Source organism: Bradyrhizobium sp. GW821-FHT13H05, assembly GCF_058804065.1.
Genome location: NZ_JBXAPO010000001.1, coordinates 724,810 through 743,938, shown reverse-complemented (window position 1 = coordinate 743,938; position 19,129 = coordinate 724,810). Strand labels below are relative to the sequence as shown.

Below are 19,129 nucleotides of genomic sequence, written 5' to 3'. Positions count from 1 at the left end.
GGTTGGTATGCAACAACGGCCCCTTCCTTTGGGGGCTCCGATTCATGCGCGCTGCGGCCGCAATTCTCATCACTTTGCTTCTCGCCGGCTGTGCCGGCAACGAAGCGCCGGTCCAGCAGCCGTCGATGTATGCCGATATGGCGGTCCCGGGCTCCAAGCTCGATGCCCAGGCGGCCGCGATCATGATCTCGCAATACCGCCAGAACAACGCCCTCGGCACCGTCGTCATCGACCCTGATCTGATGCGGCTCGCCGAATCCCAGTCCAATGCCATGGCCGCGGCCAACAAGATGGACCATGACGTCCGCGCCCCCCTCGCCAAGCGCCTCGCCGCCGGCGGCTATCCCGCGACCGTGGCGGTCGAGAACATCTCGGCCGGCTATCATACGCTGGCGGAAGCGTTTTCCGGCTGGCGCGACTCGCCTCCCCACCGCGCCAACATGCTCAAGGGCGGTGTCACAAAATTGGGCATAGCGGCGAGCTATGCTCCGGGCACCAAATACAAGGTGTTCTGGACCATGATCCTGGCCTCAACGGACTCCCGATAAGCCAGACTTGATCCCGGGATGCATTGACGCCGCGGCGATCTGTCGCCACGGTCGCCCGTCATCTGCTATTGTTCCCGCATGACCGATCACACCAGTACGGAATCCGCCAGCGTCCCCGCGAATGCGCAACGCGTCCTGGTCTTGCAGGGCGGCGGTGCGCTCGGCTCGTATCAGGCCGGCGCCTATCAGGCGCTGTGCGGCTACGGCTTCGAGCCGGAATGGGTCGCGGGCATCTCGATCGGTGCGGTCAACGCCGCCATCATCGCCGGCAACGAGGGCCATACCCGCGTCAAGCGCCTGAAAGAGTTCTGGGAGATGGTCTCGGCGCCGGTGCCGTGGAAGCCGATCGGCAAGAGCGACCACAGCCGCGAGCTCTTCAATTCGACCAGCGCGGCGCTGATTGCGACCTTCGGCGTGCCGGGCTTCTTCGTCCCGCGCGTGCCGCCCGCGCCGATGTGGCCACCCGGCAGCCCGCAGGCCGAGAGCTATTACGACACCGCGCCGCTGAAGAAGACGCTGGAGCGGCTGGTCGATTTCGACCGCATCAACGACCTTAAGACGCGCTTCTCCGTCGGCGCAGTCGGCGTCACCTCGGGCAACTTCAAATATTTCGACAATTACGAGTTCAAGAAGCTCGGCAAGAAGATCGGCCCCGAACACATCATGGCCTCCGGCGCGCTGCCGCCGGGCTTTCCGTCCGTGGTCATCGACGGCGAGCATTATTGGGACGGCGGCATCGCCTCCAACACGCCGCTCGACTACGTGCTCGATGCCGAGGTCGATCGCGACATGCTGATCTTCCAGGTCGACCTGTTCAGCGCCCGCGGCGATTTGCCGAATTCGCTGCTCGAGGCCACCGAGCGCGAGAAGGACATCCGCTTCTCCAGCCGCACGCGGATGAACACCGACAAGAACAAGCAGATCCACAATGCCCGCCGGGCGGTGCGCGACCTGATTTCCAAATTGCCCGATTATCTCAAGAACGACCCTTCCGTCGAATTCCTCGCGAAGGCATCTCGTGAGAGCACCGTCACCGTGGTGCACCTGATCTATCGCAGCAAGAACTACGAATCCTCGTCCAAGGACTATGATTTCTCGCATGTCGCCATGGTCGAGCATTGGGAAGCTGGCGTGCGCGACGTGCATCTGTCGATGCGCCACAAGGATTGGCTCGACAAGCCGCAGTCCGGCGAGACCATGATGACCTACGATCTCACGGGGGACGTCACCGTGCCCCCGCCAAAAAGGAGCGAATAATATGGGTAGTCTGTCAGGCAAGAACGCCGTCGTGACCGGTTCGACCAGCGGCATCGGGCTCGCTTATGCGCGCGCCTTCGCGGCCGCCGGCGCCAATGTCGTCATCAACGGCTTCGGCTCCCCTGAGGATATCGAGAAGGAGCGCGCCAAGATCGAGTCCGATTTCGGCGTCAAGGCGGTCTATTCACCCGCCGACATGACCAAGCCTGCCGAGATCGCCGGGATGATCGCCCTCGGCGAGAGCTCGTTCGGCTCGGTCGACATTCTCGTCAACAATGCCGGCATCCAGTTCGTCTCGCCGATCGAGGAATTCCCGGTCGAGAAGTGGGACCAGATCATCGCGATCAATTTGTCCTCGGCCTTCCATGCCATCCGCGCCGCGGTGCCCGGCATGAAGAAGAAGGGCTGGGGCCGCATCATCAACACGGCCTCGGCGCACTCGCTGGTCGCCTCGCCCTTCAAGTCGGCCTACGTCTCGGCCAAGCACGGCATTGCCGGTCTCACCAAGACCGTGGCGCTGGAGGTTGCGACCCACAAGATCACCTGCAACTGCATCAGCCCCGGCTATGTCTGGACGCCGCTGGTGGAGAAGCAGATCCCGGATACGATGAAGGCCCGCAACCTCACGCGCGAGCAGGTCATCAACGACGTGCTGCTCGACGCGCAGCCGACCAAGGAGTTCGTCACCTCCGAGCAGGTCGCAGCCCTGGCGCTGTTCCTGTGTGGCGACGATGCCGCGCAGATCACCGGCACGAATCTGTCAATCGATGGTGGCTGGACCGCGGAGTAAGCAGCGTCAACCTAACAACTTTCGGTCATGCCCCGCGAAGGCGGGGCATCCAGCACTCCGCAGCTTCTCGGCTAATCACAGCCGTCACGGAGTACTGGATCGCCCGCCTTCGCGGGCGATGACAGCGAGAGTGGGGCGTGGTCCTTGGGCCTCAATGCGTCCACGCCAGAGCCGTCACGAACGCGGACGACAGGTTCAGCTCCGCGAACATGATCTTGCCGGCGACCACGAACAGCACGCTGGCAAGCGTCAGGCGCAGCACCGTCTCGGGAACGCGCGTCGCGCTGAAGCTGCCGACGATGATGCCGGGCAGCGAGCCCAGCAGCAGCACGCCCATCAGCGCCCAATCGACGTCGCCAAGCGCCCAGTGCCCGATGCCCGCGACCAGCGTCAGCGGCACCGCATGGGCGATGTCGGAGCCGACGATGGTTGCCATCGGCAGGCGCGGGTAGAGCAGCAGCAGCACGGTGACGCCGACCGCGCCGGCGCCAACCGACGAAATCGAGACCAGCACGCCGAGCACGATGCCGGTGACGACGGTCGCGATCGCCGTGGTGCGTTCATCGACCTGCTCGAGGCGCTTCCGGTAACGCTCCATGATCGCCTTGCGGAAGATCAGGGACGTGGCGGTCAGGAGAAGGGCAAAGCAGAGCACGAGATTGACGAGGCTGCGCTCGGAATCGCTCTTGAGATCGAGTTGCCACAGCACGAGCAGGGTCAGGGCGCTCGCCGGAATGCTGCCGCAGGCGAGCCGCAGCACCGCCGGCCAGTGCACGCTGCGCGACCAGCCATGCACCACGCTGCCGCCGGTCTTGGTGGCGGCGGCATAAAGCAGGTCGGTCCCGACGGCCGTCGATGGATGGACACCGAACAGCAGGATCAGGAGCGGCGTCATCAACGACCCGCCTCCCACGCCGGTCATCCCGACAAGCAGGCCGACGCCGAATCCGGAGGCGACGTAGAGTGGATCAATCATGCGGCGGGAATCTTAGGTTTATCTCGTCGGTTGGGCAATACGACGTAGAATAAAGTTTCCCTTTGGCGCAACCTGCTGGACCAAATAAGAAAAATCTTGCCACTGCACGGCGCCGGGCAGTCGTTTCGCCCAAATCAGCGCCGTTTTGCGAAACAGCCGTTCGCGGCGGTCACGCGCCGACGCCGAGGAAATCCCGCGCCAGGTCCGGGTTGGCGGTCAGCTGGGCGGAGGTACCCTCGAACACCACGTGGCCGTTGTTGAGGCCGTAGACGCGGGTGGCGAAGCTGAGCGCGGCGGCGACGTTCTGCTCCACCACGATCATGGTGCGGCCTTCGCGCGCGAGGCCGGCGGCGACGTTGACGAGGTCGCGCACGATCAGCGGCGCCAGGCCCTCGAACGGCTCGTCCAGCAGGATGATGCGGGCGTCGCGGATCAGCGCGCGCGCAATCGACAGCATCTGCTGCTCGCCGCCGGACAGCGTACGTCCCAGGGACCTGCGCCGCTGCTTGAGGCGCGGAAACACGTCGTAGATGCGCTCGAACGACCACGCGTTCGGCGCCGTCAGTGCGGCGATGCGCAGGTTCTCTTCTACCGTCAACCCGCCGAAGATCGCGCGTTCCTCGGGCACAAGCTGCACGCCCATGTTGGCGATGGTGGACGGGGCGAGGCCACTGATCGGCTTGCCGTCGAGCCGGATCTCGCCGCTCCTCGGCGCCAGCACGCCCATGATCGAGCGCAACGTCGTGGTCTTGCCGGCGCCGTTGCGGCCGAGCAGCGCCACGACCTCGCCTTCCTCGACCCGGATCGAAAGGTCGAACAGCACGTGGGAATCGCCGTAGAGCGTGTTGATGCGATCGACTTCAAGCAGGCTCATGCGCGTGAAGCCCTCCGAGATATGCGTCCTGAACCTGCTGGTTGCCGCGAATCTCGTCGGCGGTGCCGTCGGCCAGCAGCCGGCCCTCGTAGAGCACGGTGATGCGCTCGGCGAGGCCGAAGATCGCGTCGAGGTCGTGCTCGACGATGACGATGGTGCAGGTCCGCGCGATGTCGCGGATCAGCGCGCAGGTCGCGGTTCGCTCCGACGGGCTCATGCCGGCGAGCGGCTCGTCGAGCAGCAGCACTTTCGGGCTGGTGGCGAGCGCCATGCCGATCTCGAGCCGCCGCTTCTCGCCATAGGCGAGGATATGCGTTGGCGTATCGGCGCGGGCAGTCAGGTCGAGCAGGGTCATGATTGCGTCGATCTGCGCTTCCACGTCCGGCAGGCTGTCGGCGGTGCGCAGCAAGTCGATGCGCAGCGGCCCGCGGCGGCGCGCCAGCGCGGCGATGCGTAAATTCTTTCGCACCGAGAGGTTGGGGAACAGCTGGTTCAACTGGTTGGATTTGGCGATGCCGAACTGCGCGGCGCGGCTGACGCCGTGGCCGGTCACCTGCGATCCGAACAGCAGCACATGGCCCGAGGTCGGGCTGACCTCGTCCAGCAGCATCTTGAACAGCGTGCTCTTGCCAGCGCCGTTCGGTCCGATCACCGCGTGAATGGAGCCGCGGCGTACCTTGAACGAGACACCGTCAACGGCTTTCAGCCCGCCATAGTGCCGCGCCAGCGCGCGGGCTTCCAGTGCAATGGCGCTGTCGCCGGTGACGGGCGATGGCAGCGGCAGGGTGGCGTCGCGCGTGCGGATCGATGCCGCTTTCGCCGCATTCCCGCTCGCTTCGATCGCCTCGGTCGCGGCTTCAGCGGCCTGCCGCGCGGCGAGAGTCCGGCGTTCGGTCCACCAATGGATGATCTCGCCGCAGATGCCGCGGCGCAGGCCGATGACCAGGACGATGAAGGCGATGCCGAGCACCAGCTTCCACAGCGTGGTGAGGCCGGGGATGAGCTGGAGATTGTCGCGCAGCCACAGCCAGACCGCGGCGCCGACCAGCGGGCCGACCAGGGTGTTGGCACCCCCGACGATGGTCTGGACCACGAGCTGGCCGGAGGTCTCCAGCGAGAACGCATCGGGCGGCATGTAGCTCTGGAACGAGCCGAGCAGGCCGCCGGCAAGCCCCGCATAGAGCGCCGCGATGACGAAGGCGGCGAGCTTGTAGGCCGGCACATTGTGGCCGAGCATCGCGACGCGCGCGGTGTTCTCCTTGATCGCGAGCAGGATCGCACCGACCGGCGAGCGGACGATGCGGCGTGCCAGCACGTAAGCGCCGAAGAAGATCACCGCGAACAGCACGTACATCGGCCAGCCCGCACTGACGCGGATGGCGTGCTCGCCGAACCCGAGCACGGGCACCGGCACGCCGGGAATGCCGTTCTCGCCGCCGGTATAGTGCGACAGCGGCGAGTTCTCGATGAAATAGGCCATCTGGCCGAAGGCGAGCGTAATCATCGTGAAGTAGATGCCGATGCGGCGCACCGCGAGCCAGCCGACGACGAGCCCGAACGCGCCGGCCGATATCGTGCCGGCGGCGAGCGCCAGCCACACGCTGCTCAGCGCGCCGGAAACCAGCAGATACGCCGTGACGAAGCCGCCGACGCCGTAGAACGCGGCCTGGCCGAATGACAGGAGGCCGGCAAGGCCAAACAGGATGTCGAAGCCGAGCCCGATCAGGCCCCAGTTCAGGATCCGCGTCAGCAGGTCGATCGAGAAGCCGAGATGCGGCAGCACGAGGGGCGCCGCAACCAGCGTGACGAGAATTGCGAGCTCCGGAATGTGGCTCCGCAGCCCGCCCGATCGCGCGTTGCTCATACCCGTCCTTCCGACCCGAACAGGCCCTGCGGACGCAGCACCAGCAGCAGCGCCATCAGCGCGTAGAGCATCACTTCCGAATAGGTGGAGTTGAACGCGCTGGTGAGGCTGACGATCTCGCCCGCGATCAGCCCTCCGACCACGGCGCCGGGGAACGATCCGAGGCCGCCGAGCACGATGACGACGAAGGACTGCGCCATGAAGTTCGCGCCCATGTCCGGAGTCACCGCCACGACCGGCGCGTACAGCATGCCGGCAAGACCAACCGCGACGACGCCGATCGCGAACACCAGCAGGAAGGTGCGCCGCAGGTTGATGCCGAGAATGCCGACCATGCCGGGGTTCTCGATTCCGGCCCGAACCACCAGGCCCATCGAGGTGCGGTAGAGCACGAGATAAAGTCCGACCAGCAGCGTTGCGATGATGGCGATGAGCTGGAGCCGGTAGGTCGGGTAGATCAGGAAGCCGAGCTGCGTGGCGCCTTGTCCCCATGACGGCGTCGGCACGCGCTGCGCATTGCCGCCGAAGGTCGCCCGCACGCACTCGACGAGCACGATCCCGATGCCATAGGTCACCAGGATCTGGTCTTCATGCGGCCGGGCGTAGAAGAAGCGGATGACCAGGCGCTCGAGCAGGAAGCCGAGCACCAGCATGAAGCCGCAGCCGACTGCGATCGCAAGCAGGAACGACTGCGTATATTGCAGCATGACGAAGGCGGCATAGGCGCCGACGGCGAACAATGCGCCATGTGCGAAGTTCAGCACGCCGAGCGTGCCGAGGATGATGGTCAGGCCGCTGCTGACGAGCGCCAGCAGCGAACCGAGGGCCAGGCCGTTGAAAGCCTGTGAGGCGAGGGCGGGCCAGCTCGGCATCGTCGCGGCTCAGATATAGGGGCCGAGCTTGCAGCCGAACTGGTCCGGCGGGTTCATCACACTCTCGCCTTCGGCGACGTCGACGATCTCGTAATAGTCTTCCGGGCCCTTCATCTCGGCCGGCGCCTTGCCGCGCAGGATCGGGATCGGACGCACCATCTGGTGATCCTCGGCGCGGAAATAGACCTTGCCGATCGTGGTCTCGTAAGGAGCTTCCTTCGAGGCCTCCATGGCCTTGATGATCTCGACCGGATTGAAGCTCTTCACGCGCTCCACCGTCAGCGCCCAGAGATAGGTCTGCATGTAGCCGATATGGGCGCCCCAGCGCGGGTGATATTTGTTCTGGGCGACGAAGGCGTCGACGAAACCTTTCGCCAGCGGATAACGGTCCGACAGCGTCCACCAGAAGTCGCAGCTGCCATAGACGCCCTGCATGATCTCGGCGCCAAGCTCCTTGTCCTGGAACGAGGACAAATTGGGCACCACCAGCTTCATCTTCTTCAGCACGCCGAACTGCTCGGCCTGCTTGGTGGAGGCGACCGCGTCGGCGCCGAAGGCGATGTTGACGAACACGTCGGCGCCGCTGTTGGCGATGTTGAGCAGCGCCGAGGAATAGTCGGTGGTGCCGAGCGGGACCACCTCCTTCGCAACCTGCTGCCAGCCCTGCTCCTTCGAGAACTTCGCGAAGCTGTCATACACCGTATGACCATAGGTGTAATCGGGCACCAGGAAGGCGGTCTTCATGTTCTTGCCGAGCGCCTTGGCGACGACCGGCGCGAGCGCCTTGGCCGCCATGTAGGCGTTCTGCTGCGAGCGGAAGCCGTAGCGCTGGCAGTTCTTGCCGGTGATGTCGTTGGAGCCGGCGATGCCGACCATGTAGAGCACCTTCTCGCGCGAGCCGAGCTCTTCGAGCGCGATGGCGCTGGCGCTCGACACCGAGCCGGACACCATGATCGCCTTGTCGCGCTGGATGAACTGCGTGGCGCTCTGCACGTCGAGATTGGGCTTTCCTTCGGTGTCCGACACCTTGTAGCGGATCTGGCGGCCCAGCACGCCCTTGCCCTGCAATCCCCATGTCTTCGCGGCGTCGCTGCCCGCATTGATCTGCGCGATCGCGAGCTCGTAGCCGAGCTTGAGGTCGCCGCCGTCGCCGGAGAACACGCCGGTGAGCGGAATGGTCAATCCGACGAATACCGAGTCCGCGGTGACGCCGTCCGGGAAGGTGCCGATGCTCGCCGGCGTCTGGGCCCAGGCTGCGCTGGCTGGAAGCATCAGGCCGGCGGCGGCGCCGGCGCTTCCGAGCAGGATCTGACGACGGTCAAACTTCATGACTCACCTTCCGTGGTTCATCACCGCCAGCTCGGCCGGTGGATTGCGGTTGAAACAGATCCGGGCTCACGCTCCGGCATCGATATGATCGCTCGTCGCGTCCGGTGGCGTCGCGGGCCCCCCGACAAAGGACACCGGATTGAGCCGGCGGCGGTCGACACGGAGGTCGAAAATGTCAAAGCGGTTGTAGTAGCCGACCACGTCGTGGAACTGCTTTGGCTCGACGCAGCGGTTGAGGTCGATCTCGGCGTAGAGGATGCCTTCGTCGTCGCGGAGCGCCTCGCCGATCTGCTCTCCGGTCGGGTCGAGGAAGAAGGTTTCCGCGCGCGGCGTTGCGTCGAGCACGGCGGCGGCGGCGGCATCGCGCGCCACCAGCATGTCGCGCGCTGCCTTGTCGAGCACACCGGCGGTGACGAGGCCGAACACCTTGGCCTCGAAGCAATGCGCGCTCGCCCGGATCCGGGTCGCTGCGGCGATGTGGTAATTGCCGCCGCCGGCCGGCCGGCGGGTCGGCCAGACCGGCGGCCAGCTCGAGATGTGCAGTTGCTCACCCTGCGCCATCAGCGAATAGCGTGCCAACGGATTGGTGTTCTCGCCGCAGATCAGTTGCCCGATCCTGCCGATCCTGGTGTCGACGACGCGCAGGCCCGCGCCGTCGCCGCTGCTCCAGATCAGCTTCTCGTAGAAGGTCGGCACCAGCTTGCGGTGATGGTTGAGGATCTCGCCGTCCTCGCCGATCAACAGGTTGGTATTCCAGATGGCACCGACGCTCGCCGGCGACTTCTCGCTGATGCCGATCGACACCACGACGCCGAGCGCACGCGCTTCGTCGCGGATCGCCTTGATCTCGGGGCCGTCGACCAGCACCGACTGGTCGGCCATGCGCACGAACAGGTCGTGATTGTCGATGGGAGCCCAGAGCGCAGCCCATACCGGGAATGCGGGAATGAAGGTCTCGGAAAATGCCACGATTTCGGCGCCGGCGGCGGCTGCCTCACGGATGAGCGAGATTGCCTTTTTTGTGGTCGCCGAGCGGTCGAGAAACACCGGCGCGGCGTGCACCGCAGCGGCCTTGAAGCGGGGAAGCATGGCTCTGTCCTTGGTTCAGGACAGGCTAGTGGGGTCCCCGACACCTCGATACAGACAATCCTGCAAGACGGCTTGCAGGGGGCGACAATCCGTCCCACCGTACGGCGCTGGCACAACGCTTGCTGTTTGGAGGGGGCATGCAAGAGTTCAACTCACTCGACTGGGACGACCTCAAGGTATTCCTTCACGCGGCCCGCGGCGGCAGCCTGGGCAGCGCGGCGAAGCGGCTGCGGGTCGATCAGTCCACCGTCAGCCGCCGGATCGCGCATCTCGAATGCACGCTCGGCGCGACGCTGTTCGAGCGTTCGCCGCAGGGCTTGCGCGTCAACGAGGCCGGTGAGCGCCTGCTCTGCCACGCCGAGCGGATCGAAAGCGCCGTTATTGCGATGCATCAGGACGTGCAGCGCGGTGGCAGCCGGATGGCGGGCCGGGTCCGGCTCGCCACGATGGAGGGCATCGCCTCGCTCTATCTCGCGTTCCGCTTCGCACCATTGCGGCAGCGTTATCCCGACCTCACCGTCGAGCTCCTGACCTCGCCACAGGCGGTCTCGGTCAATCGCCGCGAGGCCGATCTCTTTCTGAGCTTCTTCCGTCCGCCGGGACAGGGCATGGTGTCCGAGCGACTCGGCAGCTTTCAGCTCGGCCTCTACGGCTCACAGGATTATCTCGCACGCGAGGGCATGCCCGAACGGCCGGCGGACCTCGCGCGCCACAGCTTTGTCACCTACATCGACGATCTGATCCAGCTCGACTCGGTGCGCTGGCTCGACGACATCATCCGCAATCCGCCGGTCAGCTTTCACTCCAACAGCATGATCGCGCAGATGAACGCCGCCGCCGGCGGCATCGGCCTCGTGCTGCTGCCGAGCTTCGCGGTGGCCGGCCGCAGCGATCTTGTTCCGGTGCTGCACGAAAAGATGTCGACGACGCGGGACGTCTGGATCAACGTCCACAGCGATCTCCAGTTCGTGCCGCGCATCCGCGCCGTCTCGAGCTATCTCAAGGCGATGTTCAAGTCCGACCCGCTGATGCAGGCGGATGCGTCGGGCCGCAAGATGCTCGATGCGCTGCTGGTGGCGGATGCCGCGGTCGTCGCATTTCAAAGCGGCTGAGGGCGCGGCGGCTTAAGCCGTGCGCTGTCCGAACGCCAGCACGTGCAGCCCCAGCCGCTGCCGCACGATCCAGAACAGCAGCACCGTCTCGAAGCTGAGCGAGATCGAGGTCGCCGCCGCGGCGCCGTGGCCGCCGAAGCGCGGTACCAGGATGATGCAGAGCACCACGTTCATTACGAAGGCCAGCGCATAGGCCAGCGCGCAGATCTTCTGCTGCCCGAGCATGTTGAGCAGCCGCTCCACGGGACCGATCGCAGAGCGCACCACGAGCCCGATCGCGGCGACGAACATGATGTCGTAGCCGACCGTGAATTGCGGTCCGAACAGCCACAGCAGCGGCTTGCCGAGCGCGAGCAGCACGATTGTCGCCGCCAGCGACGGCCAGAACGTCCAGCTGATGGCATGCGCGACATAGGCCGACAGCCGCGTCTTGTCGCCGCTGGCGTTGTATTCGGCAAAGCGGTGCGCCGTGGTCGCCGACATCGCGTAGTGGATGAAGGACACCAGCGCCAGCGTCTTCACGACCGCGAAATACACACCGACCTCGTCGGACGGCCGGAACTGCTGCAGCACCAGCACGTCGGTGTAGGACAGCAGCAGGTAAAAGCTCTCGACCAGCAGGATCGGCAACGAGACGGCGAGCCAGCCGCCGATGTCGTAGGCCTTGGGGCCGGGCTCGATGTGATCGGCGAGCTTGCGGTTCAGCACCAGCATCTGCCCGGTCATTGCAATCCACACCGCGCCCGCGCTCGCGACCATCGCGGCGACCGCGCCGAGATGATAGCCGAGCAGGAAGGCGCCAGCCGTGATGCCGATGATCAGCGCCTGGCGGATGATGAATTGCGGCATCAGGCCGAGCTGCATCCAGTCATGCGAGCGCGCGATGCCGTCCTGGGTGTTGGCGACGACGAAGGCGGGGAGCGTCATGCAGCCGATATAGAGCGGCAGCACTTCCGCAGGATCGATCCAGGGCGACAGCAGTTTGACGATGCCGGCAAGCCCGAGCGACACCAGCGTGGAGACGGCAAAGGTCAGCCAGCGGCTACCGGAGAGAAAGCCACGCAGCAGCGCCTGCTCGCCGCTGGTGCGGTACTCCGGAATGATTTTTTGCGCCGACGCCGAAATGCCAAAATCCATCATGCTGCCGAGCAGCAGCACCCAGGTCCAGACATAGACATAGATGCCGTAGTCGGAGGTGCCCATCCAGCGCGCCAGCAGCACCTGCGAGAAATAGGCAAGGCCGGCGCTGATCACGCGGATGACGAAGATGGTGCCCGCCAGCCGCCGCGTCAGCGATGCCTCGCTCGATCCGCCGGTGAGCTTAGCCCGCAGCCGCGCGATCAGCCCGGCCGGTCCGGTCGTTGCGGGTTCTGCATCCATCACGGTCACGTCGACGAATCCCCAGGGCGCAGGCGCATGCTGCGGCAGGCTTGATCTGAAGCCCTGGCACTTAGCAACTATTCGTTAAGAATCGGTTGGATGGGCCCTGTGGCCCCAGCGTCGCGCGCGGGACCAGGGATGACGGCTATTCCAAATTCGTATTGAACTCGTACGACTTCTCCGGCCCGACCAGCGTGAATTTCAGCGCGGCACCGTCAGGCTTGGCGCCCGGCGGCAGCCCGTCGAGCTCGAACGTAAATCGCTTCACGCCGGCCGGGCTGTCTTTGACCGGCTCCGGGATCGGCAGCGACCATTCGAGTGTCGGCCCTTCCACATACAGGTTGACGTTGCGGCTGTCGGGCACGACGACGTCGACCACCACGTTCTTCGGTCCGTCACGCTTGACGTCGCGGATGGTGAGCGGATTGGGGTCACCGACATTGGCAGGCTTGGGCACGGTGTCGAGCGCGGCACGCAAGTTTGCATCCTCGGTCGAGGCGACGCTGTTGAAGCCGAGCTCAGTGCTGGCCTCGACGGGAATGCAGAGCTTTTCGCACACCGCGTAATTGATCTCGGCGCGCAGGGTCACCGGCTTGTCGGCGGCCTTGGCGACGATACGCAAGGGCAGCACGATCTGGTCGTGATAGCCGATCGAATGGCCGCCCGCGCCGTCGTCGAATTTCAGCGGCGCCGGCCACATGATCGTCACCGCCTCGACATTGTCCGACTTCGAGAAGTCGAACCGCGGCGGCACGCCGGAATCGCCGGGCGTGCGCCAATACGTCTTCCAGCCGGGCTGGAGCTGGAAGGCGATACCGCCGAGCAGCACCGCGCCGCTGCGCGATCCCGCCAGTAGCCGCACCGCGGAATGTCCGTCGCGCTGCCAGGGTGAGGCATCGTCGGCGCGGGCTGCGAGGGCCAGTGACGACGCAAGCAGGGTTGTCGCGACGCCGATCGCCGCACGCAGGGGAACTTGTGTAAGCATGGCACGTCTTTACAGGGTCAGCCCGGGGCAAACCATTGAATTGCCTGTGATGGATGCATTCGAATCAAGTCTCTGCAAGCCTTGATTTGACAGCGGCCCGGCCCGACATCAGGATAGGAATTGAAACCGGAGTGCTTTACCGATGGCTCCCACAGGCAAGAGGACGGGCGAGAGCACCCGCAGTGCGGGCCACGCGCTTCCCAATTCGGCCGGCTATCTCGACGGCCGGCTCCTGATTGCGATGCCGGTGATGGGCGATGCGCGCTTCGAGCGCTCGGTGATCTATCTCTGCGCCCATTCCGCCGAAGGCGCCATGGGCATCATCGTCAACCACCCGGCCGGCAGCATCGACTTCCCCGAGCTCCTGCAGCAGCTCGGCATCATCAAGAAGGGCGAGCACATCAAGCTGCCCGAGAATGCCGAAAGCATGAAGGTGCTGCGCGGCGGGCCGGTCGACACCGGCCGCGGCTTCGTGCTGCATTCCAGCGACTTCTACATCGAGAATGCGACGCTCCGGATCGACGACGGCGTCTGCCTTACCGCGACCGTCGACATCCTGCGCGCGATTGCCAACGGCTCCGGCCCCAAGCACGCCATCCTCGCGCTCGGCTATGCCGGCTGGGCGCCGGGCCAGCTCGAGACCGAGATCCAGAGCAATGGCTGGCTGCATTGCGATGCGGATGCGGATTTGATTTTCGGCGACGACGTCGACGAGAAGTACGGCCGCGCGCTCCGCAAGATCGGTATCGATCCCGGCATGCTCTCGAACGAGGCCGGGCACGCGTAGCTTGGTGGCGGGTGAAGTGACGCTCTAACAGCCGTCATTGCGAGGAGCGAAGCGACGAAGCAATCCAGACTGCCTCCGCTGAGAGATTCTGGATTGCTTCGCTTCGCTCGCAATAACGGAGTTTGTTGAGGCGGTCGCATTCACGTCGTCGGCATTCTCCCTGTAGCCCCGGCCTTTGCCGGGACCACCTACTCCGCCGCCTGCTGCTGCACCGTCGGCTCGGTCCCCGCCACCGTTGCCCTTCGCATGTCGCGGGGCTGGGACTGGTCGTAGCGGCGGACGCGATGCATGGTCTGGCGATTGTCCCACATCACGAGGTCATGCAGCTTCCATTTGTGGACGTAGACGAACTCAGGCTGCGTCGCATGCTCGTTCAGATCCCGCAGCAGCAAGCGTCCCTCGGGCACGCTCATGCTGACGATCTTGCCGGCATGCGATGACAGATACAGCGACTTGCGGCGATGCACGGGGTGGGTGCGCACCAGCCGTTGCAGCACCGGCTTGAACATCTGCTTCTCGTCGTCGGTATATTCGGTGAAGCCAAGCGATCCCCGCGAATACATCAGAGAATGCTCGCAGACGAGATCCTCGATCTCCGCCTTGGTGTCGTCGTCGAGCGCGTCATAGGCGGCGCGCATGTCGGCGAATTCGGTGTTGCCGCCCTTCGGGTTCACCAGACGCGCCGACAGCAGCGAGAATTTTGCCGGGATCGGGCGGAACGAGCTGTCGGAATGCCACAGGCAGTTGCCGAGATTGAACAGATGCGTGCGGCTGTCCTTGGCCAGCGGCTTGCCGTCCTTGCCGAGATTGCTGACATCGTTGAGGCCAGACTGGAGCCGGTAGTCTTTCTCCTTGGTCACGGTGCCGCCGCGCGCGTCCTCGCGCTGGCCGAAATTCAGCGCGAACGCCATCTGCTGCTCGTCCGTGATGTCCTGGTCGTGAAAGACGAGCACCGCATATTTGTCCATGGCGGCCTCGACCTCGCGCGCCTCATCCGGTGTGAGGGGCTTTCGCAGATCGAGGCCCGAAACCTCGCCGACAAAATGTTTTTGAAGCTGCCGGATGGCGATCGTCATGGCGTTTTCTCCCGCGGACCGCGAGCGGTTGCTCCCGCTCTGTTGCTGAAAAAGTTACTCCCGTAACAGACGTTGTCAACGCTAGCTGCGCATGGCTGCCCGTAGCCCGGATGGAGCGCAGCGTAATCCGGGATTCTCACCCCGCGGAAAGACCGTCCCGGATTGCGCTGCGCTCCATCCGGGCTACGCACCTTTGATGCCTCTCACGCGTTGCGCGCCATCAGGCCGCCATCGACCGGGATCACCGCGCCGGTGAGGAAGGATGCGGCCGGCAGGCACAGGCTCAGCGTCATGTGTGCGACCTCCTCGGGATCACCGTAGCGGCCGAGTGCGGTGCGGCGCTTGGCGTAGATCGTCTTGTGCTCCTCGGAAATGCGGTCGGTGATCCCTGTGCGGATCGGTCCTGGACAGATGCAGTTGACGGTGATGCCCTCGCGGCCAAGCTCTACAGCGAGCGAGCGGGTGAGGCTCGCGACGCCGCCCTTTGCCGCCGAATAGGGGCTGTGCAATGCAGTGGCGCCGAGCGCTTCAGTGGAGGCGATGTTGACGATGCGCGGGCTCTTCGACTTGCGCAGATGCGGCAGCGCGGCGCGGATGATGCGCGGATGCGCCGTCAGCATCACGGCGATCCCCTTCGCCCAGGCGTCCTCGTAAGCCTCGTCGTCGATCGCGACGCGCACGGAGATGCCGGCATTGTTGACGATGATGTCGAGCCCGCCGAAATGCGCGGCAGCATCATTGACCACGCGCTTGATCTCGCCGCCGTCGGCGACGTCGAGCTTCCATGCCTTCGCCGGTCCGCCGCTTGCCGCGACCTCTGTCGCGACGGATAGCGCGCCTTGCTCGTCATAATCGGTGACGGCGACGTTTGCGCCTTCGCTCGCGAACACGCGCGCAGTCGCGCGCCCCATGCCACTGGCAGCACCCGTGACGAGAACGGTCAGGCCCTTCACGGACCGGCTGAGCTCCTTGAACTCGGACATGCTGTTTCCTCGCGGCGTGCTTGTTTTTTGTTATGAGATTGACGAGGCTGGCATCGATCCGCAGACAGGTCAAACAAGCAAAACAAAAGGGGAGGCCGCGATGGCGAACGAGCTGGATTTTTCGGGCAAGCAAGTGCTGGTCGTCGGCGGTTCCAGCGGCATCGGCAACGGCATCGCGCAGGCCTTTCGCGCGAGGGGCGCAGCTGTCGCGGTTTGCGGCACGCGTGCCCAGCCCATGGAATATTCGGCGGAGGAAGGCTCTGATCTCGCGGGTCTTGCTTATGCACAGCTCGACGTCAGCAATCCCAGTGCGATCGAAGCGTTCAAGCCGTCCTTCGACCGGCTCGATATTTTGGTGCTCGCGCAGGGCGCGGTGATCTATCGCCGCGGCGAATTCGAGATGAGCGGTTTCCGCAAGGTCGTCGAGGTCAATCTGATGAGCCTGATGGCGTGCGCGACGCGGTTTCATTCCATGTTGCGGGATTCCAAGGGCGCGCTGATCATGGTGTCCTCGACCGCGGCCTATCATTCGACCATGGGCAATCCCGCCTACAACGCCTCGAAGACCGGCGCGGTCGGATTGACGCGCACGCTGGGCGAGGCCTGGGCGGAGGACGGCATCCGCGTCAATGGCATCGCGCCCGGCCTCGTCGACACCAAGATGACGAAGGTGACGACCGACAATCCCAAGCGGCTTGAAGGCGCATTGTCGCGCATTCCCCTGCGGCGATTGGGCACGCCGGCCGACATGGCGGGCGCGGCGCTGTTTCTGGCCTCGCCACTGTCGTCCTACATCATCGGCCAGACGCTGGTCGTGGACGGCGGGCTTATTCTCTAGGCGATTGCTCTCGGCTTTTGGAACTGCGCCGCTCCTGATCGGTTACTCCGGCTGACCCCCGAGGAGGACTGTCATGGACAAGGATCGAATTGTCGGATCTGCCAAGGAATTCGCCGGACGCGCCGAAGGCGCCGTCGGTGATCTCGCTGGCGATGCGCAGACACAGGCGTCTGGCAAGGCGCGCGAAGCCGCCGGCACCGTGCAAAATCTCTACGGCCAGGCCAAGGATGCCGTGCGTGACGCCACGGACACCGCGGCAAGCTACGCCAAGGACGCGTATGACAAGCCGGCCGAAACCCTGCGCGACGGCTCGCAGGCGATTGCCCAGAAGGTGCAGGACAATCCGCTCGGCTCGCTCCTGATCGCCGGCGGGATCGGCTTCGCACTCGCGCTTCTGATGTCGCGCCCTGCGCGTCGCCCGCCGCCGCGCTGGCGCTATTACGGCTAATAGCCGCAAACACGCACTCTCGTGCCCCGGACGCAATGCAGCGTGAAACGCTGCTTTGCTGAGCCGGGGCCCATTCTTTTTTGTGAATGTTGGAAGAAGCTGGGTCCCGGCTCTGCGTCGCATCACCAAGAGGTGCTGCGACGCGTCCGGGACACGAGATCGATTACCGCACCACTTCCGCGGATCGTCCGACGTTGCCCGGCGGACGCGGAATTCCCGGGTTCGGATTGGGATTGCGCGGGCCCGGCGCGGGCGCCAATTGACGCGGTGCCGGAGCTGGCTGCGGAGAGCCGAAGCCGAAGAAATCGCGAATTGATGGCTGGGCCTGTGCCGGTTGCTGCACCACCGGCGGCTTCTTCGGTGCGAGCTTTGGCGGCGCGATCGCAGCGGCCGCCCCCGGCGTGCCGGGAGCCGCAGCGCCGCCGTCAGGCGTCGTCGCGGCCATCGGCGTATCGCCTTTGGCCTGCTCGCGGCCGACTTCGCGGCGCGGCCAGGCATAATCATCGGCACGGCCGGCCGGTGCGCTCAGCGGCTCACCCTTCACCATCGTCTTGGCGGCGAGCGCATCGACGGCGGCGGGACGCGACCCCGGGCCACCCAGCAATTGATCGGTCGAGATCGAGGCCGCAATCAGCGGCACGATCGGGCCGGCCAGCGGCCGCGGCGCGGGTTTGCCGGGCTCGACGCTGGTGTCGGGCGTCGCCGGCTCGCTCGGCAGCGCGATCGGGCCGGAGCGGCCCGCGAGCAGGCGCGTGATCTCGCGCTCGACATAATGCGCGAGCTTGCGCGCGCCGGGCTTGGTGAAATAGACGCCGTCATAGCTGCGGAGCTGACGGATCTGGCCTTCGAAGTCCGGGCCCTTCTGGAGGAAACGGCCGGCTTCGTCGACAAAGCCGTCCCAGACATCGACATAGGTGATCCCGGCCTTGGCCGCGCCTTCGCGATAGAGCGAATCCAGGAACAGCATGTCCGCGGTGCCCTTCGGGCCGCGGATCGCGGGCAGGCCGACCCAGAGCACCGGCACGCCCTTGGCCTTGAGGACGCCCGCGAGCTCCTCGATCTTCTTGCCGTAGAGCTCGACCCAGCGCTCGTCACGGAATTCGTAGAGGCCGTTCGGATTGCGCGCGGTCTTCTCAGGCGTGGCCGCAGGCGTATCGGCGTTGTCGGCATCATCCTGCGGCAGGTCGGTGTCGGCGGGCTTGTCGTCCGGCTTGGCGGCCGTATCGGGCTTGGCATCGCCGGGCTTTCCCTGCGGCTTGGCGCGCGCGCCCTTGTCGTTCTTCTTGTCCTTGTCCGAGGCCTTGTCGGATTTCTCGGCCACTGGCTCGCGGATCGCGATGCGGTCGTTGAGGCCGAGCATGACGACGATGACGTCGGGCTTCTCGGTCTCGAGGATGCCCTTGGCCGCAGCCGTCCAGTCCGAGGGCTCGCCCTTCGGCTGGTACTTGATCAGGCCGGACGTGGTCTTGTGCTTGCGGATCACGCCCATGTCGGGCTGCTCGCTGTAGGCGTCTTCCAGACCATAGGCGAGCCAGTCGGCCATGGCGTCGCCGATCACCAGCACGTTCTTGTCGGGAATGGTGTCGCGCTTGCCAGGTGCCGGCGCGCGCGAAAAATCCTGACGCGGCGCCTGCGGCTGTTGCTGCTGGAACGGCGCGAAGAAGTCGCCGCCGAACCATCCGCCGTCACGTCCGCCGCCTCGTTGTTGTGGGGCCGAGCGCTGCGGCGGACCGCCGAAGCCGGGGAAGTTGAAGAACTGCGCCGAGGCAGGTCCCGCAATGGAGACCAATATCGCAAGCGCCGTCCCCAGCGCGATCAACGGGCCGGTCTCGGTCAGCGCCTTGAACAGGGACTTCTTCGACATGCGATCTCGGGCACGCGCAATGGGGATCGGAGGTAGCTCAATATAATAACGGAATCA

The 19,129-nt window shown here is 65.3% G+C and carries 18 protein-coding genes; 7 read left to right on the top strand and 11 right to left on the bottom strand.

The features are described from left to right. Window positions 1–44: 44 nt before the first annotated feature. From AC1RR3_RS03505 to AC1RR3_RS03495, 3 genes are all read left to right on the top strand, one after another. Window positions 45–548, top strand: coding sequence for a CAP domain-containing protein (locus tag AC1RR3_RS03505; RefSeq protein WP_492819338.1), 504 nt, complete (start codon window positions 45–47; stop codon window positions 546–548). Window positions 549–626: 78 nt separating this feature from the next. After that, window positions 627–1,805, top strand: a complete 1,179-nt coding sequence (locus AC1RR3_RS03500; protein ID WP_492819336.1) for a DUF3734 domain-containing protein — start codon at window positions 627–629, stop codon at window positions 1,803–1,805. Window position 1,806: 1 nt separating this feature from the next. Beyond that, complete coding sequence (locus AC1RR3_RS03495; protein ID WP_492819334.1) at window positions 1,807–2,595, top strand: 3-hydroxybutyrate dehydrogenase; 789 nt, start codon at window positions 1,807–1,809, stop codon at window positions 2,593–2,595. A gap of 151 nt (window positions 2,596–2,746) precedes the next feature. On the opposite strand, the gene AC1RR3_RS03490 is transcribed toward AC1RR3_RS03495, so the two are convergent. The 6 genes from AC1RR3_RS03490 to AC1RR3_RS03465 form a co-directional block, all read right to left on the bottom strand. After that, complete coding sequence (locus AC1RR3_RS03490; protein WP_492819332.1) at window positions 2,747–3,571, bottom strand: sulfite exporter TauE/SafE family protein; 825 nt, start codon at window positions 3,569–3,571, stop codon at window positions 2,747–2,749. Window positions 3,572–3,740: 169 nt separating this feature from the next. Further along, window positions 3,741–4,445, bottom strand: coding sequence for an ABC transporter ATP-binding protein (locus AC1RR3_RS03485; RefSeq protein ID WP_492819330.1), 705 nt, complete (start codon window positions 4,443–4,445; stop codon window positions 3,741–3,743). After that, a complete protein-coding gene (locus tag AC1RR3_RS03480; protein WP_492819328.1) occupies window positions 4,432–6,309 on the bottom strand; it encodes a branched-chain amino acid ABC transporter ATP-binding protein/permease in 1,878 nt (625 codons plus the stop codon). The genes AC1RR3_RS03485 and AC1RR3_RS03480 overlap by 14 nt, the downstream gene beginning before the upstream one ends. Next, window positions 6,306–7,181 carry a branched-chain amino acid ABC transporter permease gene (locus tag AC1RR3_RS03475; protein ID WP_492819326.1) on the bottom strand — a complete coding sequence of 292 codons (876 nt, stop codon included), beginning with the start codon at window positions 7,179–7,181 and terminating at the stop codon, window positions 6,306–6,308. The genes AC1RR3_RS03480 and AC1RR3_RS03475 overlap by 4 nt, the downstream gene beginning before the upstream one ends. A gap of 9 nt (window positions 7,182–7,190) precedes the next feature. Next, complete coding sequence (locus AC1RR3_RS03470) at window positions 7,191–8,510, bottom strand: ABC transporter substrate-binding protein (protein ID WP_492819324.1); 1,320 nt, start codon at window positions 8,508–8,510, stop codon at window positions 7,191–7,193. A gap of 66 nt (window positions 8,511–8,576) precedes the next feature. Then, entirely contained in the window at window positions 8,577–9,599 is a 1,023-nt protein-coding gene (locus AC1RR3_RS03465) for a carbon-nitrogen hydrolase family protein (protein ID WP_492819322.1), read from the bottom strand. Window positions 9,600–9,736: 137 nt separating this feature from the next. On the opposite strand from AC1RR3_RS03465, the gene AC1RR3_RS03460 reads away from it, so the two are divergent. Then, complete coding sequence (locus AC1RR3_RS03460; RefSeq protein WP_492819320.1) at window positions 9,737–10,711, top strand: LysR family transcriptional regulator; 975 nt, start codon at window positions 9,737–9,739, stop codon at window positions 10,709–10,711. Window positions 10,712–10,723: 12 nt separating this feature from the next. On the opposite strand, the gene AC1RR3_RS03455 is transcribed toward AC1RR3_RS03460, so the two are convergent. After that, window positions 10,724–12,100: a flippase gene (locus AC1RR3_RS03455; protein WP_492819318.1), complete on the bottom strand. Its 1,377-nt coding sequence runs from the start codon at window positions 12,098–12,100 to the stop codon at window positions 10,724–10,726. Window positions 12,101–12,236: 136 nt separating this feature from the next. Continuing rightward, on the bottom strand, window positions 12,237–13,076 hold the full coding sequence (locus tag AC1RR3_RS03450) for a protein-disulfide reductase DsbD domain-containing protein (protein ID WP_492819316.1): 840 nt from the start codon (window positions 13,074–13,076) through the stop codon (window positions 12,237–12,239). Window positions 13,077–13,218: 142 nt separating this feature from the next. Between AC1RR3_RS03450 and AC1RR3_RS03445 the strand changes: the two genes are divergently transcribed. Further along, window positions 13,219–13,863, top strand: a complete 645-nt coding sequence (locus tag AC1RR3_RS03445; protein WP_492819314.1) for a YqgE/AlgH family protein — start codon at window positions 13,219–13,221, stop codon at window positions 13,861–13,863. 188 nt (window positions 13,864–14,051) lie between these two features. On the opposite strand, the gene AC1RR3_RS03440 is transcribed toward AC1RR3_RS03445, so the two are convergent. Both AC1RR3_RS03440 and AC1RR3_RS03435 read right to left on the bottom strand, forming a co-directional pair. Further along, window positions 14,052–14,939, bottom strand: a complete 888-nt coding sequence (locus AC1RR3_RS03440; RefSeq protein WP_492819313.1) for a TauD/TfdA dioxygenase family protein — start codon at window positions 14,937–14,939, stop codon at window positions 14,052–14,054. A gap of 203 nt (window positions 14,940–15,142) precedes the next feature. Further along, complete coding sequence (locus AC1RR3_RS03435; RefSeq protein WP_492819312.1) at window positions 15,143–15,922, bottom strand: SDR family NAD(P)-dependent oxidoreductase; 780 nt, start codon at window positions 15,920–15,922, stop codon at window positions 15,143–15,145. A gap of 100 nt (window positions 15,923–16,022) precedes the next feature. Here AC1RR3_RS03435 and AC1RR3_RS03430 point away from each other — a divergent pair, with 100 nt between their 5' ends. Beyond that, the gene (locus tag AC1RR3_RS03430) at window positions 16,023–16,760 is read left to right on the top strand and encodes an SDR family NAD(P)-dependent oxidoreductase (protein WP_492819311.1); all 738 of its coding nucleotides are present in this window, start codon (window positions 16,023–16,025) and stop codon (window positions 16,758–16,760) included. 73 nt (window positions 16,761–16,833) lie between these two features. Next, window positions 16,834–17,208 (top strand): CsbD family protein, encoded by a 375-nt coding sequence (locus AC1RR3_RS03425; RefSeq protein ID WP_492819310.1) that lies wholly within the window; start codon window positions 16,834–16,836, stop codon window positions 17,206–17,208. Between the two features lie 163 nt (window positions 17,209–17,371). On the opposite strand, the gene AC1RR3_RS03420 is transcribed toward AC1RR3_RS03425, so the two are convergent. After that, window positions 17,372–19,072: an SGNH/GDSL hydrolase family protein gene (locus AC1RR3_RS03420; protein WP_492819309.1), complete on the bottom strand. Its 1,701-nt coding sequence runs from the start codon at window positions 19,070–19,072 to the stop codon at window positions 17,372–17,374. Window positions 19,073–19,129 lie beyond the last annotated feature (57 nt).